Origin of the sequence: Burkholderia sp. LMG 13014 (assembly GCF_905232215.1) — a bacterium.
In the GTDB taxonomy this organism is placed as follows: domain Bacteria; phylum Pseudomonadota; class Gammaproteobacteria; order Burkholderiales; family Burkholderiaceae; genus Burkholderia.
This window is the reverse complement of the sequence record NZ_CAJNKE010000001.1, coordinates 51,989-68,378: the sequence shown is the minus strand read 5'-3', so window position 1 is coordinate 68,378 and position 16,390 is coordinate 51,989. Positions and strand designations below refer to the sequence as shown.

Annotated in this window: 18 protein-coding genes; all 18 read right to left on the bottom strand. The window is 62.0% G+C overall.

Annotated features, from left to right (window positions below; all coding sequences use genetic code 11):
* Window positions 1-17 precede the first annotated feature (17 nt).
* Window positions 18-1,097, bottom strand: a complete 1,080-nt coding sequence (locus JYJ84_RS00320; RefSeq protein WP_175221963.1) for an acyl-CoA dehydrogenase family protein — start codon at window positions 1,095-1,097, stop codon at window positions 18-20.
* Between the two features lie 129 nt (window positions 1,098-1,226).
* Window positions 1,227-2,375, bottom strand: coding sequence for a CaiB/BaiF CoA-transferase family protein (locus JYJ84_RS00315; RefSeq protein ID WP_122950354.1), 1,149 nt, complete (start codon window positions 2,373-2,375; stop codon window positions 1,227-1,229).
* A gap of 173 nt (window positions 2,376-2,548) precedes the next feature.
* The gene (locus JYJ84_RS00310; RefSeq protein WP_175221964.1) at window positions 2,549-3,667 is read right to left on the bottom strand and encodes a porin; all 1,119 of its coding nucleotides are present in this window, start codon (window positions 3,665-3,667) and stop codon (window positions 2,549-2,551) included.
* A 298-nt stretch (window positions 3,668-3,965) separates the two neighbouring features.
* Entirely contained in the window at window positions 3,966-4,988 is a 1,023-nt protein-coding gene (dmpG, locus tag JYJ84_RS00305; protein WP_174957567.1) for a 4-hydroxy-2-oxovalerate aldolase, read from the bottom strand.
* A 14-nt stretch (window positions 4,989-5,002) separates the two neighbouring features.
* Window positions 5,003-5,947 carry an acetaldehyde dehydrogenase (acetylating) gene (locus JYJ84_RS00300; RefSeq protein WP_122950351.1) on the bottom strand — a complete coding sequence of 315 codons (945 nt, stop codon included), beginning with the start codon at window positions 5,945-5,947 and terminating at the stop codon, window positions 5,003-5,005.
* Window positions 5,948-5,960: 13 nt separating this feature from the next.
* Complete coding sequence (locus JYJ84_RS00295) at window positions 5,961-6,749, bottom strand: 2-keto-4-pentenoate hydratase (RefSeq protein ID WP_175221965.1); 789 nt, start codon at window positions 6,747-6,749, stop codon at window positions 5,961-5,963.
* 10 nt (window positions 6,750-6,759) lie between these two features.
* Complete coding sequence (locus JYJ84_RS00290; RefSeq protein ID WP_175222002.1) at window positions 6,760-7,626, bottom strand: alpha/beta fold hydrolase; 867 nt, start codon at window positions 7,624-7,626, stop codon at window positions 6,760-6,762.
* A gap of 114 nt (window positions 7,627-7,740) precedes the next feature.
* Window positions 7,741-8,358, bottom strand: a complete 618-nt coding sequence (locus JYJ84_RS00285) for a TetR/AcrR family transcriptional regulator (protein WP_175221966.1) — start codon at window positions 8,356-8,358, stop codon at window positions 7,741-7,743.
* Between the two features lie 129 nt (window positions 8,359-8,487).
* Entirely contained in the window at window positions 8,488-9,222 is a 735-nt protein-coding gene (locus tag JYJ84_RS00280; RefSeq protein ID WP_174957570.1) for a class II aldolase/adducin family protein, read from the bottom strand.
* The gene (locus JYJ84_RS00275; protein ID WP_122950347.1) at window positions 9,219-9,557 is read right to left on the bottom strand and encodes a non-heme iron oxygenase ferredoxin subunit; all 339 of its coding nucleotides are present in this window, start codon (window positions 9,555-9,557) and stop codon (window positions 9,219-9,221) included. The genes JYJ84_RS00280 and JYJ84_RS00275 overlap by 4 nt, the downstream gene beginning before the upstream one ends.
* A gap of 8 nt (window positions 9,558-9,565) precedes the next feature.
* Entirely contained in the window at window positions 9,566-10,441 is an 876-nt protein-coding gene (locus JYJ84_RS00270; RefSeq protein WP_236027636.1) for an SDR family oxidoreductase, read from the bottom strand.
* Complete coding sequence (locus JYJ84_RS00265; RefSeq protein WP_175221967.1) at window positions 10,342-11,286, bottom strand: VOC family protein; 945 nt, start codon at window positions 11,284-11,286, stop codon at window positions 10,342-10,344. Before JYJ84_RS00265 ends, JYJ84_RS00270 begins: the two co-directional genes overlap by 100 nt.
* Window positions 11,287-11,298: 12 nt before the next feature.
* Window positions 11,299-11,841, bottom strand: a complete 543-nt coding sequence (locus JYJ84_RS00260) for an aromatic-ring-hydroxylating dioxygenase subunit beta (protein ID WP_174957572.1) — start codon at window positions 11,839-11,841, stop codon at window positions 11,299-11,301.
* A gap of 10 nt (window positions 11,842-11,851) precedes the next feature.
* The gene (locus JYJ84_RS00255) at window positions 11,852-13,156 is read right to left on the bottom strand and encodes a Rieske 2Fe-2S domain-containing protein (RefSeq protein WP_122950344.1); all 1,305 of its coding nucleotides are present in this window, start codon (window positions 13,154-13,156) and stop codon (window positions 11,852-11,854) included.
* A gap of 32 nt (window positions 13,157-13,188) precedes the next feature.
* A complete protein-coding gene (locus JYJ84_RS00250; protein WP_175221968.1) occupies window positions 13,189-14,397 on the bottom strand; it encodes an NAD(P)/FAD-dependent oxidoreductase in 1,209 nt (402 codons plus the stop codon).
* A 233-nt stretch (window positions 14,398-14,630) separates the two neighbouring features.
* Window positions 14,631-14,912, bottom strand: a complete 282-nt coding sequence (locus JYJ84_RS00245) for a cytochrome C oxidase subunit IV family protein (RefSeq protein ID WP_175222004.1) — start codon at window positions 14,910-14,912, stop codon at window positions 14,631-14,633.
* Complete coding sequence (locus JYJ84_RS00240) at window positions 14,912-15,532, bottom strand: cytochrome c oxidase subunit 3 (protein WP_175221969.1); 621 nt, start codon at window positions 15,530-15,532, stop codon at window positions 14,912-14,914. Before JYJ84_RS00240 ends, JYJ84_RS00245 begins: the two co-directional genes overlap by 1 nt.
* Before the next feature lie 22 nt (window positions 15,533-15,554).
* Window positions 15,555-16,331, bottom strand: a complete 777-nt coding sequence (locus JYJ84_RS00235) for a hypothetical protein (RefSeq protein ID WP_175017070.1) — start codon at window positions 16,329-16,331, stop codon at window positions 15,555-15,557.
* Window positions 16,332-16,390 lie beyond the last annotated feature (59 nt).

Genomic DNA, 16,390 nt, shown 5'->3' with positions numbered 1-16,390 from the left:
ATCTCCTTGTTGACAAGTCAGACGCCAGCCACGCCTTCGAGCATCGAAACCGCGCGCGCATTCCGATACCACATTTCAATCGGATGCTCGCGTACGAACCCATGACCGCCGAAGATCTGCAACCCTTCGTCTGCGATCGACATCGACTGGCGCGCGGCATACGTGTATGCGAGCTGCGCCGAACGTGCGGCGTCCTTCCCGTTCGCCAGCTCGGACGCCGCCCGCCACCCCATCAGACGCATCGCCGCCACGTCGATGTGCATATCCGCGAGACGGAAGGCGATCGACTGTTTGCTCGCGAGCGCCGAACCGTGAACCACCCGATCCTTCGCATACGGGATGACGTATTCCATGACGCCGCGCGACAAGCCCGTCATCACGGCGGCGAGCCCCGCGCGCGACGAATCGACAAGGCGCTGAACGTTCGAACCCGCGCCGTTGCCGAGGCGAGCCGTATGCGGGACACATACGCCGTCGAGCCGGACGTCGCTCAATCCGAGCGCACGGAGACCGACCGTCGGCACCGGCGCCTCGACATGGCATCCCGTCGTGTTGCGCTCCACGATGAAGGCAGCCCGTTCGCCTTCGGCTTGCGCGACGACGAGAAAATGGCTCGCGGCGGAAGCCAGCGGGACCAGCGTCTTGCGTCCGTTGAGCCGCCATCCGTCTTCATCTCGCACCGCCGTCGTCGTCAGCGACGACACGTCCGAGCCGAAATGCGGTTCCATCAGCGCAATGGCCGCAGCATGAAACGCATGCCCCTGAAACACCGGCAACAGCTTCTCCCTCTGCTGAGCCGATCCCTGATCCAGAATCGCCTGGGTAAACGCGACTGGCGTCGCCAGTGCAAGCGCGAGTGTCGCATCGGCCGCGGCGAGTTCCTCCAACACGATCGCATTGAGAATCGAACATCGCTCCTGACCGTCGTCGGCTTGCATCTGTACGAGGCCAGTCGACCACAGCGCGTCCAGCGTCGACGCGGGAATCGCCGAAGCCCTGTCCAGCTTCTGTGCAATCGGCCGCAACTCCCCTTGCGCGAAGCTTCGCGTTGCGTTGCGTGCCAGTTCCTGCTCCTCGCTCAAATCGAATGTAATCAAGTCTCTCTCCTGTTCTCCTGCACATCGCAGTTCAAATCCGTCCCACCCGGCGTCGCTGTTCCGTTCGAGACATTCGCCCGCGTCGACCGCGGGGAATGCGCGACCATTCCGCCGTCAAGACTTCGCGGGTCAGTCATCCGTATGGCGCAGAATCTCCGCCGTGTGTTCGCCAAGCAGCGGTGCACGCGCGGCGACCTCCACCACTGAACGACTGAAACGCACCGGGAAATTCATTTGCCGGATCACACCGAATTCAGGATCCTCGTGATCGACATAGACATGGCTGCTTCTGACTTGCGGGTCGTCGAAGAACTCGTCCAGCGTATAGATCGGGCCGATCGCCACCCCTTCGGATTCGGCACGCGCCAGCACTTCGGCGCGTGTCATCGTCGCGGCCTTGCCACCGAGCGCTCGCCACATCTCGCCGTTTCGTTCGATTCGTTTCGCCGCCGACTTCCAGGTGTCGTCGTTCAGCAGGTCCTCCCGGTCGAAAAGCCGACACGCGGCCGCGAACTGGTCGTCGGTCTGGATGTGACCGATGACCCAACCATCGCGCGTGCGCAGCGGATGATGAATGTCAAGCGCCGGGGCCTGGTGTGCATCGGGCGTGCGGAACGTATAGTTCCCGATGTTGTCCGTGAGCCCGAACCACGAGAACGCGTTCAACAGCGACGCATCGATGCGCTGCCCTTGCCCGCCGCTACGTTCGCGGTGCAGCAGTGCCGCGAGAATCGCGCTTGCCGTGATCGTCGCGGTCGACTTGTCCACCATCAGATTGCGGATCGGCTCGGGTGCGTCGCCGCGCCCCTGGAGATACATGACGCCCGTCATGCCCTGAAGGACATGGTCGTATGCGGGCTTCGACGCGTAGGGCCCCGACTCGCCAAAACCGGAAATCGACGCGTAAATCAACTTCGGGTTGGCATGCTGGAGTAGCTCGTAGCCCAGGCCAAGTCGCTCCATCACACGAGGGCGCATGTTGTGAAGCAGCACGTCGGACGACAGCGCCAGCTCCCGAGCGACTTCCAGATCGCCGGGCGTCTTCAGATCCAGCACGATGCTTTTCTTCCCGCGGTTCACCGTCATGAACAGCGCCCCCATGCCGTTGTGAAATGGCCCGACCCTGCGCATCGGATCGCCTTCCGGCGGCTCGATCTTGATCACCTCCGCCCCCATGTCCGCCAGAATCTGCCCTGCCAGCGGAGCCGATACCATCGAACCCAGCTCGAGCACGAGGAGCCCCGAACAGGGTCCGCTCGTTTTCGCTTCGTCGCTCATTTCTTCCTCCAATGACCCAACGTCATGCCCGAGATTTCAGCGTCGGCGCGCTCTCGTCTCGTTCAATCGACTCGGGTCAATCTCATGTGTGTAGGAAATCCTCAATGCAAAATCGATCGATTCGCTCCATTAATATGGACATCGAAGTACTTGAATTTCAAAAAAGCAGACCGTCAGAAGAGATGCCGTATCCCCACCATCGCGCCGGCCTGTCCGACTCCGGGTGCCGGCACGGCAGGAGCCAGGCTGCTCGAAGACACGGAATACACTGCACCGTGTCCGCTGTTCTTCATGTAAGCCAGCAGCCCATACAGCGCAGTCCGCTTGGAAAGGTTGTAATTGGCACGAAAAATCCCCATCGTGCCGTCCGCGTCGTATGAACGGTTCGTGACGTGAAGCACTTGCGCGTCGAAAACCCATGCGACGTACGGGACCGATACACCGAGATAGCTGAGATCGGTTCGCACCGTCCGAACGTCTCCCTTGATCTCGCGATGCAGCCAGCCGCCCCCGACCTTGACCTTCCCGACGAGAAAATAGCCGTTTGCCTGGTATCTTCGATCGGTATCGCCCGAGTTCCCGAAAGCCACACCACTCAAGCCCGGCACGACCGTCATCGCCGTGGCGCCGGCGCCACCGCGCTGCTCGTCATAGATGAGTGCCGCGCCCCAGTTCGACCGGTCATATTTCAGCATCGTGGTTAGCGCGCGGCACGACATCGTGTCGCCCGGAAGCTGCCCGCCGCAGTTGCTTGCAGGCAAGCCGTCGCGCCCGAACGAATAACTGACCCCGACCGTCAAATCCGCGAATTTCCCGCGATACTCGACGCTGTTGTCCGCCCGTGCGGCAGCCAGATAGCCATCGAACGAGCCCATGCTGAATGCGGCGGGACCGATCACATCCGCATCGGCCATGCCGTACATGGTCATGTTCATTTGCCGGCCGACAGTCAATTGCCCCCATGCGCCCTTCAGTCCGACGAACGACTGCCGTCCAAACAGGCGGCCATTCTGAAGCGAGGTCCCGGACGCTGGCGAAAAACCGCTTTCGAGCGTGAATACCGTCTTGATTCCTCCCCCCAGATCCTCTTCGCCTCGCAGCCCCCAGCGGGACGGCAAATCGCCGCCGCTAATGGTCGGGAGTCGAACCATCGCCCCGCCTGTTGGTGACGCGTGCGTAAAGAACTCCACGCCCGTATCGACGATGCCGTACAGCGTGATTGTCGATTGCGCGCATGCCGGCGCACAGATGCTTGCCAGTGCCGCAAGCAACACTGCTCGTTGATGTTTCATTTGTCTCCTTGACCATGGTGATGGCTCGTTTTTTTACCGCGCGATTCCATCCGGGGGCAGTGCGTTCATGCCGATACGAATATCGGCATTTCGCACCGTTATTATTAAAAACAGACTATCTTGTTTTTATTATTCGAGTTGAATCGGCCTCCTTGCGCCAGGAAAAATTACCGTTTCTGATACAACGAAACGCGGATTTGCGGAGGCGTGCCACGCCGCTCTGCATCGGCCGACCACCGATCGCCGTGCCGGTAACCGGGCCCGGTACCACACGGGCGAAGCAACACCCCCCTCGCGATCACGCCGTATCGCGCAAGAGATCCAATGCGACATCCACGATCATGTCCTCTTGCCCGCCCACCATCTTCCGGCGCCCCAACTCGACGAGGATATCGACGGTCTTCAGACCATACTTCTCCGCAGCGGCCTCCGAATGGCGCAGGAAGCTCGAATAGACGCCCGCATAGCCAAGCGCGAGCGTCTCGCGGTCGACTCGCACCGCGCGATCCTGCAACGGCCGCACGATATCGTCTGCCGCATCCATCAGCGCATACAGGTCCGTCCCGTGGTTCCAGCCGAGCCGCTCCGCCGCCGCAATGAACACTTCGAGCGGCGCGTTGCCCGCGCCCGCGCCCATGCCGGCCAGGCTTGCGTCGACCCGGTCACACCCCGCCTCGACTGCGGCAATCGAATTCGCAACACCGAGGCTCAAATTGTGGTGCGCGTGGATACCGGTCTGCGTGGCCGGATCGAGCACCGCCTTCAACGCGTGGAAGCGGTCGCGGATATCGCCCATCGTCATCGCGCCACCCGAATCGACGACGTAGATGCAAGTCGCACCGTAGCTTTCCATCTTCTTCGCCTCGACCGCCAGGTTCTCCGGCGTCGTCATGTGGCTCATCATCAGGAAGCCGACCGTGTCCATGCCCAGCGAGCGCGCAAAGTCGATATGCTGCTTCGAGATGTCGGCTTCGGTGCAGTGCGTCGCGACGCGCACGACGCGTGCCCCCGCGTCATAGGCAGCCTTCAGGTCGTGAATCGTGCCGATACCCGGCAGGAGGAGCGTGGCGATCTTCGCCTGCTCGACCACTTCAGCCACCGCCGCAATCCATTCGAGATCCGTATGTGCGCCAAAACCGTAGTTGAACGAGGATCCTCGCAGACCATCGCCATGCGCCACTTCGATGCTGTCTACGCCGGCTTTGTCCAGCGCCCGAGCGATACGCCGGGCATCCGCCACGCTGTACTGATGTCGAATGGCATGCATCCCGTCACGCAGCGTGACATCCGAAACGTAGATCTTCTTGCTCTTGTCGTACATGATCTATTGCCCCCTTAAGCCATGACCGACTGACGCGCCGCCATGCGTTCCGCCGTGGCAAGCGCCGCGCTGGTCATGATGTCCAGGTTCCCGGCGTAGCTTGGCAGATAGTGCCCCGCGCCCTCGACTTCCAGGAAAATCGACACCTTCATGCGCGGCGCCCGCGGGGCGGCCGGTTCCTGCGGCATGCGTCCATTGAACGCGTCGAACTGCACGACCTGCTTGAGCCGATACCCCGGGACATACGAACGAACCGAAGCCACCATCTGCTCGACCGATTCGACGATCGCTGCCTGGTCGGCATCGCCTGAAACCAGGCAGTACACCGTGTCGCGCATGATCAGCGGCGGCTCCGCCGGGTTGAGGACGATGATCGCCTTGCCGGCCTGCGCGCCGCCGACTTGCACGATTGCGCTCGACGTGGTCTCGGTGAACTCGTCGATATTGGCTCGCGTACCCGGGCCGGCAGAGCGACTCGAAATCGACGCGACGATCTCGGCGTACTCGACCGGCGCAACGCGGGAAACCGCTGCGACCATCGGAATCGTCGCTTGCCCGCCGCATGTCACCATGTTCACGTTCGGCGCATCCAGATGTTGGTCGATGTTCACGGCCGGAACCACGAAAGGACCGATCGCCGCCGGCGTCAGGTCGATCACGCGCACGCCGTGCGGGCGCAGCAGCCGTTCATGCATCGCGTGCGCACCGGCGCTCGTGGCGTCGAATACGTAGCGCATGGATCCGAAATCGGGGTGGGCGAGCAACCCGTCGATCCCCGTCGTCACGATCGGCACGCCCATACGCTCGGCCCGCTTCAGGCCATCCGACTCGGGATCGATGCCGACGAATGCCCCCATCTTCAAGTGCTTGCCGTAGCGAAGGATCTTGACCATCAGGTCGGTGCCGATGTTTCCGGATCCGATGATGGCGACTGCCTGTTTTTCGTCAATCGAATTCATGGGAAGTACCTCATCAGGAGAAAATCGCCCGTACCGGCGCAAAGCCGTCGATGTGCGCCGTATAGGTATGGCCGGCCTTCACCGCCACCATCGGCCCGAGCGCACCCGTAAGAATCACGTCGCCGGCGCGCATCGGCGTGCCGACCTCGACGAGCGTGTCCGCAAGCCAGCGGGCGGCATTCAGCGGATTGCTGAGGCACGCGGCTCCCGCACCTTGCGATACCGTTTCTTCGCCGTCGGTCATGCGCATCGTCGCGCCGGCCAGATCGAGCCTCGCCAGCGGAACCGGCTGCGTGCCGAGCACGAACAGACCGGACGACGCGTTGTCCGCGACGGTGTCCACGAAACGGATATTCCAGCCCGCGATGCGGCTGGCCACCACTTCGATCGCGGCCAGCGCATAGGCTGTTGCGCCGATCAGGTCGGCCACGGTGTGCCGTTCATGGGTGAGATCCTTCTCGAGCACCAGCGCAATCTCGGCCTCGGCCTTCGGCTGCAACAAGCGATTCGGGTCGATCGGCTCACCGTCCACGATGGCCATGTCGTCGAGCAACGTGCCGAAATCCGGACGGTCGACGCCGAGCTGCTGCTGAACGGCCGGCGACGTCAGACCGATCTTCCTGCCGACGATCCGCCTGCCGCTGCGCACCTGGCGCTGGATGTTGATCTGCTGTACCGCATAGGCCAGCGCCGCCTGAGCGTTTTCGTCCCGCCCTTCGAAGCGCTCCCTCACGGGCGCACAGGGTGTGTTGCGTTGCTGCGCGTCCCACAGCAGCTCGGCAATATCGTTTTCCAGAGTCATGTCGGGGCTCTCACTCGACCGCGCCGGTCTTGAAAAACTTCACCGCGACGTCGTTGAACTCGTCGATCGCTTCGTACTGGGGCCAGTGGGCCGAATTCCCCTTCATGAAATAGAGAATGCTGCCCGGCACCTTCGCCTGTGCGGCTTTCACCGATTCGGTATCGTGGATGGGGTTGTCGTGCGTCCACAGGAACAGCGTCCCCTCGGGCAGCTTCTCCAGCGGAATCAGATAGTCGTCGTGGTGCGCGAGAATTTCGTTGAGCAACGGCAGCACCGCGCGGCTTTCCGGGCGCAGGTAGATGCGCAGGCGCAGATCGACCAGTTCGTCGTCCACCAGGTGACGGTTGTCCGGATGCATCAGCCAGTGCATGCGGGCCTGCACCGATTCGTAGGTGGGCGTGCTATCGATGTTGCGCTTGTTCAGCCCGATGAAGGTCTCCAGATCCTGCTTGCCCTTCTGAGTCACGATCGGGATACCGCCCGCCGTATTCAGCATGAGGCGTCGCACGCGATGCGGATTCGCCGCGGCGAAGTGTCCGGACACCCAGCCCCCGAGCGACTCACCCGAGAGGTGAGCCTTGTCGATACCGAGCGCATCCATCAATTCGCCAAGCTGCTCCGCAAGCATGACCGGGTTGTATTCCCGAACCGGCTTGCTGGACAGTCCCTGGCCCACATAGTCGAACGCGACTACGTGAAAGTCCGTCGATAACGGCACGATATTCTTCGCATAGGCCTCCAGATGGCCGTTGATGCCATGCTGCAGGATGAGCGTTTCGGGATTGCCTTTCCCGGCCTCGGCGATACGGATCGTACCGAAGTGCTGCGTGTCGACGTAGCGGATTTCCGCGCCGAGCATGTCAAGCCAGAGACTCATGGGTTTTTCCTCGAAAAGAAGCAGAAACGACAACGCCACCCCTGCGGGATCCGCAGGGGTGGCGTTGGAAGACGAAATGAGGGTGTGAAAGGGCCGTGCGCCGGCCGGTGCGCGTTACTGCGGCGGCAGGCTCGCGCTCATGTAGGCACGCGCGATCTTCGACCACTGCTCGGTCGTGAAGCGCGTATATTCCGGATCGTTGCGCAGAAAGCGCCGCATGACCATCCCGCGATAGATACTCTGCGTGATGTTCAGGACGGTTCGCGCCGGCTCTTCCGCCAGCCCGGAGCGCAACAACGCGTCCAGCCACGCCTTCTCGATCGGAAGCCGGTGCTTGCGCGAGATCGTGCGGACCTTTTGCCGCAACTCCGGTTCGTGATCGCCGAGATTCAGCAGCGACATCGAGATGATGAAATTCGGCCCAAGATAAAACTTGGCGGAATCCTGCATCAGCGCGTCGAGAAGGTCGTCCTCCGGCTTCAGACCGTCGATCAGCTTCATGCTGGCTTCGGTCGATGCCTCGTAGAGCTTTTGCAGCGCAGCAAGAACCAGCGCCTCCTTGGTCGGGAAATGATGCGACTGCGCCCCGCGCGACACGTTGGCCGTCGCGGCGACCTGTTCGACCCGGAATCCCGCATAGCCTTTGCTCGTCAGCTCGCTGACCGCCGCCTCCAGTATCCGCGCACGCATCTCCTCGCGTCGCTCTGCCTGGCTGCGACGTCGTTCTGGCACTTTCTTTGTCATCGTAACGTGTTGAGTCGGCTGAAACCGGCATTACACTACCCCACACGACGACCTCGCGGCAAGCGCCGACACCGTGCGGACGCATCGTCGGCGCCATCGACCCGCCATATCCGGACTTCATGACACGCTCCCCCAGGCGGGTGACGGAAACGCGGCTTCCGGTGCGATGGCCTCAGGATCGCCTGTCGTCAGGTATTCCCACAACCGCTCGAACACCGCGCCCGAGCTGACCTGACGCGAAGCAACCTCATCGCGGGTCAGGCACGCCGACTCCGCGCCTTGCGCGCCCGCCATGGCGCGCACGAGCGTCTCGACGCGCGCCGCCTCCTCCAGGCACCACGCGAAGCCGGCGGCCAGTTCGATGTTCGGCCCGACGGCGATGGCGCCGTTCGCCCGCATGACCAGAGACGGGGCATCGCCCAGATGCGCTGCCAGTTGCGCGGCCAGCGCATCGTCACGCAGCAGCCGAGGGTCATCCCAGAACCTGCAGGCCGCATTGAACGCCCCAACCCCGTGCCGGGGGCTGGGCACGATGCGCAGCGTCGACAGCGCGACCACATTGGGCGGCATCACACGACACACGCCGCCGACGTCCTCGCGCATCCGGTAGATCTGCTGATGGATACGCACCTCCCCGAGCACGCCCGGCGGCAGCGGCGCATCGATCCGGACGATGGTGCCGGGTTCGTGCTGGCCGATGCATCCCATCGGTCGCGACGCGCAAACGAGAAAGGACGTGTCGTCGATCCGTGCGCTGCAGTGCCCCCACGCCTGTACGAGGCCGTGGCGCGCGAGCGCTCTTGCCGCCACGCGTACCCGGCGCTGGAGGACGGAGAGATCGACGCCGCTCATAACGCGTGTGCTCCGGCGTCGACGAAAACCCGACCGCCATCGATCTTCACGGGCCAGCTACGGATCGCGTGCTCGCACGGCATCGCGCACGGCGCGCCGCTACGAACGTCGAACCGGCCGAAGTGCCAGCTGCATTCGACTTCATATCCGTCGAGCGACCCGTCTTCGGACAATGACGCATCCCCATGCGAGCAGATGTCGTCGGTCACGTAGAACGCTCCGTTGACGTGATAGATCGCTACGGCATGCCCGGACGGCAGCGTGCCGCGGCGGATTTCACCGTCAGCCACTTCGTCTGACGCACAGAGTTCGACCATTTCAGTTGTCGTGTTCATTCCGATCCTCACAACATCGCGCTGCCGCCGTTGACACTGATTACCTGACCGGTGACGAACGCCGCCTCCGGCAACGCCAGATAACCCACCATCGAAGCCACTTCCTCGACCTCCCCCACCCGGCCGATCGGAATCACGTCCACGAACCGTTGCGCGAGGTCCGGATTCGACTGCTTCACTTTCACCCACGCGTCCGTATTCACCGCGCAAGGCGCCACCGTGTTCACGGTGATGCCGTTCAATGCGAACTCGCGCGCCAGGCCCGTCGTCAATGCATGCACGCCGCCCTTTGCCGCGTTGTATCCCGCGTGATCGGGAAGGCCGTTGCGAACCGAATCGGCACCGATGTTGACGATCCGGCCGTACGCCGCAGCGACCATGTCCGGCAGAAACACGCGGCTACACCAGATGGCCGTCCACAGGTTCCTGTCGATGGTTGCCTTCAGCGTCTCGGGCGTGTGCTCGAGGAACGGGCGGATGACACCGCCGCCGGCACAATTGACGAGGATCTGCGCGGGCCCGAAGCGCTTCGTGACAGCGCGATGCAACGATTGCACGCCGCGCTCCCTGGACAGATCCGCCGCGTGCGCGGCAATCGCGTTGCCGTACGACTTCGCGAGGCGTTCGCGACTGGCCGCCAGCCCTTCGCGATCGAGATCCGACACCATGACCTTCGCGCCCAGTCGCAGCAACCGCTCGGCAATGCCCAACCCGATGCCGTGAGCGCCGCCGGTGACCACCGCGACATATTCATCCAGACTGTTCTGTTTGTTTTTCATCACGCTCAACCGATCACCTTCTGAATCCTCGACACCGACGCCTCTTCTCCTGCGCACTCGATCGGACCGCTGCGGCCGAACTGGCCGTCCGGCACCGCGCCCCACACGTCGAGCGACTCGGGTACGGGCTCCATGTAGCGCGGCGGCCGGGCGCCGTGTTCCGCGAATTCCTCCATGCCAAAGCTGTACTCCACGGTGATCCCGTCCGGATCGAGGAAGTAGAAGAAGATGCTGTCGGACGGCGGATGCCTGCCCGGGCCGAACACCACCTTCACGTCGTGCTTCTTGATCCGGTAGAGCGCCTTGCCGATGTCGTCGATGTCCGTCACCATGAAATTCACGTGATGGAAATGATTGCTGCTCGCCGGCCCGACCGCGAACGTGTGATGAAACGGATTCGGATGGCAGCGCATGAACGCGATGCGATCCTCGATCAGATCCGACACCCGGAATCCGAAATCGCTCACGAGCGAATCCCGGCTTGCCGCGAAGTTTTCGGAGCCGATCACCACGTGGCCGATGCGGGCGATTTTCGCGACCGTCGGCACGAACGGCTTGCCCATATGCGTGTTGCCGACGAACAGCTCGAACAGCAATCCGCTATGGCGTTCCCGCACCCGGAATCCCGGTCCCTGCTTCATCTGCCGGGATTCTTCCTGCGGCACCCAGGCCGGTGCCATGTCGAGCCGCTCGAAATGATCGAACGCTGCCCGAACGTCGCTTTCCTGCTCCAGTTCGAAACCCACCCGCTTGAGCCCATGTTCCGGCGACTCGCACAGGAGCATGCTGTGATGATCCCGGCCGCATCGCAGATACGCGACACCCTCGCTCCGTTGCATCAGCTCGAGGCCGACGATCTCCGTATAAAACGCGATGGAGCGGTCGAGGTTGGTGACGTTGAGCGCGGCGTAGCCAAGTTTCTTGTAGCGGAAAGGAAGCGTGATATCCATGATTGGCCTCGCTCAGAGAATGATGCTCACCCGCCCGTGCGGGCGCAGCGCTTCGAGATCCAGGAAACAGCGCTTTTCCGCGATCCGCAACTGTCCGTCGACACGCCGCAGGCGATAGTGCGTGCTCCCGACATACGCATCGTTGCTGCCGAACTTGATCCGGTAGGTCACGAAAGCCGCCGCGACCTTGATCTCGTCCGGACCGGCGTCGAGGATGCGGACGTTGCCGACCAGATGCCGGGTGCGCGATCGCGGATATTCGGAGTGTGCGGTTTTCTTCATCAGCCGGATCACTCGCTCGCGCAGCCGCACCGGGTCATCGGCGATGTAGAACAGGCTGTCGTCCGCACTTGCAGTGCGCGGCAGATCGGTCGACGGCACATAGTAGGTGCCGTCGTCGGTGAACAGCGACAACCAGTCGTGGAGCTGCCACGTATCGAGCAGCTCTGCCTCGTGAAACAGCAGGTCCTCGACTTCGACTCTCGTCACGTATTCCGCGAAGTCGCGGGACGACGGGATACGCACCGGTTCCTTTTCGATCGTGATGGCATTCATGTGCGTATCCTCAAGCTGCGGTTTGCGCCGAGCGTTGATCGGCATTCGGCTTCGACGAGGACGAAGCGCTGATGTACTGGTTCCAGCGCGTCCAGAACGCGCGCATCTGCAACTCGTCGTCGTAGTTGGGCGACGCCTTGCCCATTCCCTTGGAGATATCGCTCCACGGAACGAGACGATAGTTGTTGAATCCGTTCTGGCACGACTCCAGCGCTTCGACGTCGTCCGGCGTGGCAAACCCGCCCGGCCCGAGGAACTCGAGGAAGTTGCTGAGCCGGAATTTCTTCGCCCAGTCGGATTCTTCGTTGGGCGCGAGTGACCAGCCGTTGACCAGCATGTAGTTCGGCGCCTGCGGATAGAACGTCCGCACCGTGATCGCCATGATGTCGTTGATGACGAGATTCGGGAAGATCAGCAGGTTGCGGTTCTTGTGCGCCATACGCTCGGCCATTTCCTCGCCGTGCAGTTCGACGAGGCGCGCGTAAATTCCGTCGATCTCCTTCTTGCCATCCTCACCCCACAGCGGCACCCACGACGCAATCGGACGTCCCCACGGCGCGGTGTACTCGAGCACCGCGTGACCGTTGCCGAGGTCATAACTCGTCCCTTCGAGCTTCGTGCTCGACAGGCTACCGTTGGTGTTCTTCAGATAGTCGAGGTAGGTCGCATGCGTACTGACGGCGTGATAACCGTCCACGCTGTTTTCCACCAGCAGCTTCCAGTTCGCACGAATCGCATACTCCTGCGTGCCGCTGGAAATCGCCATGCCGCTCTCCGAATACTTCGACACCAGGTCGAGGTATTCCTTCGCCCCCGCCAGATAGTCGGGCAGCGGTTCCACGTCCGCGTTGAAACTGACAAAACAGAAGCCGGCGTAGATATCGAACTTCGGCACGGGAACGAGGTTGCCTGCGCCGCTCGCGATGAAGTCAGCGCAATATCGCTCCTTGCCCGGCTGGCTCTTCAGGTTGCCGTCGCAACCAAACACCCAGCCGTGGTAGAAGCACTGGAAGTTCTTCGAGTTGCCGGAACGATCTCGACAGACCGTCGCACCACGGTGCGGGCACGTATTGAAGAACGCGTTGATGCTGTTGTCCGTGCCCATGGTCACCAGCAGATTGCGACGCGCGATCGTACGGGTGACGAAGTCGCCGGGCTTTTTGAACTCCGATACGTGCCCGACATAGAGCCAGCACGTGTCGAAGATCTTCTCGTATTCGTCGAACAGAATCTGCTCGCTGACAAACGTCTCCCGGGCCACCCGGAACTGGAGATTCTGCTCATCGATCGCCATCCACTTCGTCTCACTCGTCATGTTCTTGTCCTCTCGATTTGGATCGTGCGCGCTCAAAGCACGCAATTGCGTAACGGGATGCCCGAATCGGCGAGGTGCCGCGGGTCCACTCGATTTCCCTGTTTCACCCAGCGGCGTGCGACCGCCATGTCCTTGGGCGAATTGACGGACGAGCAGCCGGTGACGTGACCGCCTTCGTCCAGCCAGAAAATACTGAAGGCGGCTCCGCTTCCGTCGCCCCGGATGACTCGCGTCCCGCACGTCGCATTCCCGACAACCTGAAGGTTTGTCCGCCCCTGGTCGGACCAGAACCACACCGGCGATTCGTAACGCACGGACTCGCCCAGAAGATTCCTGACCACGTTCAGCGCATGATCTCGAGCGTTGGCCCACGTCTCGATCCGCCCAAACGCGCTGCCTGCCGGCTGCGAAGCGATATCCCCCGCCGCGAAGATGCCGTCGATGGCGGTCTGACCGTATGCATCCACCCGCACGCCCGCGGCATCCGTAATGCCAAGGTCGTCGAAACCGCCAACGTTCGGCGTGACGCCGATCCCGACCACCAGGACGCGCGCAGCGACCGAGCTGCCGTCAGACAATGTCAGGCGGCCATCCTCGAATGGTCCCGTCACCTGTACCCCATAGCGGACATCCACACCTTCGCGTGCATGTACCCTGTCGAGGTAACGGGACACCACGTCGTCCACACTTCTCGACATCAGCCGATCCGCGCTCTCTATCACCGTCACCTGGCATCCCAGCGCGCGTGCCGCCGCGGCAACTTCCAGCCCGATGACGCCGCCGCCCACAATCGCGATGGGCTCGCCGCCTTCCAGGTCCACCCGCAGCTTGCGGGCATCTTCGACCGTACGCAGATAGCGCACCCGCGCGGGGTCGGCGACCGTCGCCGGCAACTGCCGAGGATTCACGCCCGTTGCGATGACCAACCGGTCGAACGTGATCGCGCCCCCGTCGTCCAGCAAGACCTGACGCAGGCTCGCGTCGGTCCGGACGACCTTGCGACCGAGGCTGAGCTGAATTCCATGCCGCTCGAATTCGGCACGCGCCTTGATCAACCGCAGTTCGGCCGACGCTGGCCGCAGCATTTCCTTCGACAGTTGCGGCCGCTCGTAAGGAAGGTGCGACTCCTCTCCAATCAACGCGATCTCGCCGTCGAAACCACCCTCGCGCAGACCAAATGCAACCGTCGCTCCGGCCTGACCTGCTCCAGCGATCACAATCCTCTTGATCCTTTCGTTCATCACGATCCCGTCTGAATGCGTCCGTGTTCCTCAACCCACAACATACAAACAGACTATCCCGTCTGTTTTTTCGCAATTGTTGTGCGGCAGCGTGTTTGTGTCAACTCGGAATGGCCATATTTCGCTGCTGCGATGCAGCAGCACGAGTGCCCCGCTCAAGCGCGCCCCCTCCCGGTCGACCTGCCCAGGCGGGTCGACGCACAAGGGTCAAGCCCGCCCGGTAAAGGCGAACGTCAAGCGCCGCTGCCGGCCCAGATCGCGACAATCGCGCCACACACGCCCCACATCCAGGCCTCGAATGCGATACGCCACGGCAGCGGTGCCGCCTTGATCTCCATAAAGTGCAACAGCACTGCGCGCCCCTTGATCGCCGCGATGAACATGATGGCCACAACCGCCGTCAATCCGTTGGCAAAACCATGGTGCTCTGCAAGAAAACCACTGCAAAGCGTCGCCACCATCAAAAACAACCACACGAAGAACGCCCGGGCCGAAGTCGTATGCGCCTGCTCCATCATTGCGCTCCCACCAGATAAAGCATCGGGAAAATAACGATCCAGAGCAGGTCGACCATATGCCAGTACAGTGCGCCTGCCTCGATCCACTCAAACAACGGCCCGTCATGCACCGGCTCGCGGGCAGCCCTGAACCAGAGCGTCGCAAGAATGATCATTCCGGCGACGAAGTGGATGAAATGCGCACCTGTCAGCACGAAATAGAACATGAAGAAATCGTTGGTCAGCATACTGATGCCATGGGAAAACTTGTCGAAGTATTCAGTCAGCTTCGTCACCCCAAAACCGGCACCAACCAACATGGCCAACAGCAACCAACGCCTGACCTGACCCACCTGCGCGCGCCGTGCGGCGTTGACCGCAAATGCCACGAACATGCCGCTCGTCATCAAGATCAACGTATTGAGCAGACCGAGCCCGATATTCAAGCTGCGGGACGAGACGTCAAACACGCCGAGCTGACCGCGCCTCTCGGTCATGAACGCCACGAAGAACGCGCCGAATATCGCAATATCGGCGAGGATGAAGAACAGGATGCCGGGCACCGACACGGGCCGGGCACCTTGTCGCGGGGCTTCGACCGCTGCGTCTGCCGAAGCCGGGGAGCCAAGACTAGTCATATCGACCCACCGTGCAATGAGGTCATGCGTTCGACAGACGCGCACCGACCGATTGGCGCGCGACGTTTCCTGCCAGCTTCAATCGATCCGCGCGCTCCTGCTCGAGCCGCGGCACTGCCTTGAAAACATAAAACGTGATCAGCAGGATGTACCCGAACCACACGAGGAACTCGACCCAGAAATTCAACCATCCCTGTCGAGCAAACAGTCCCGTCTTGAACACCGGCATCATCAATTCGAAGAGAAAGCTCAGGCCGGCCCAGATCGAATACCAGCAGGCCCATCGAGGAAACAGCGGCTTTGCACGCCGGTCCGTCAGGCCGGCCATTCCGATCGCGACCATCGGAATGGTGGTGATCGCATAGAACATGTCGATCAACAGCCAGCCCATGTCATAGAGCATCTGCAGCGTGACCGGCGACAGTACGTCAGGACGATACGCCCCCGTCAACCAGAAGACAGACGATGTCACCAGGGGCACGACCGTCAGGCCGCCGCCCCACATCTGCAAGGTCGAAAGGACATCGTTTTCCTCCGGATTGAGCGATTTCATCACGTTGGTGATCGACAAGGTCCACGGCAAATACAGCACGCCGAAGAGCATCGCACCGGCCATGCCGGCACGCACTTCGTTGTAGTGATGCCGGAAGAAATCAGCCATCTGTTCCGGTGTTCGATCGGCCGGGATGGGCGGAATGTTGTACCCGAGCATGCCCCAGCACAGCAGGAAGGCAGCCAGAAAAATCGGCCCGCACAGTGCACAAAGCCGCCAGTACCGGAAATATGCGCGATTGCTCATCGTTGAATCCATCATCTCTCTCCTTCGTGCTGGTTGTGTGTCTTTAACAAGAAAGTAGT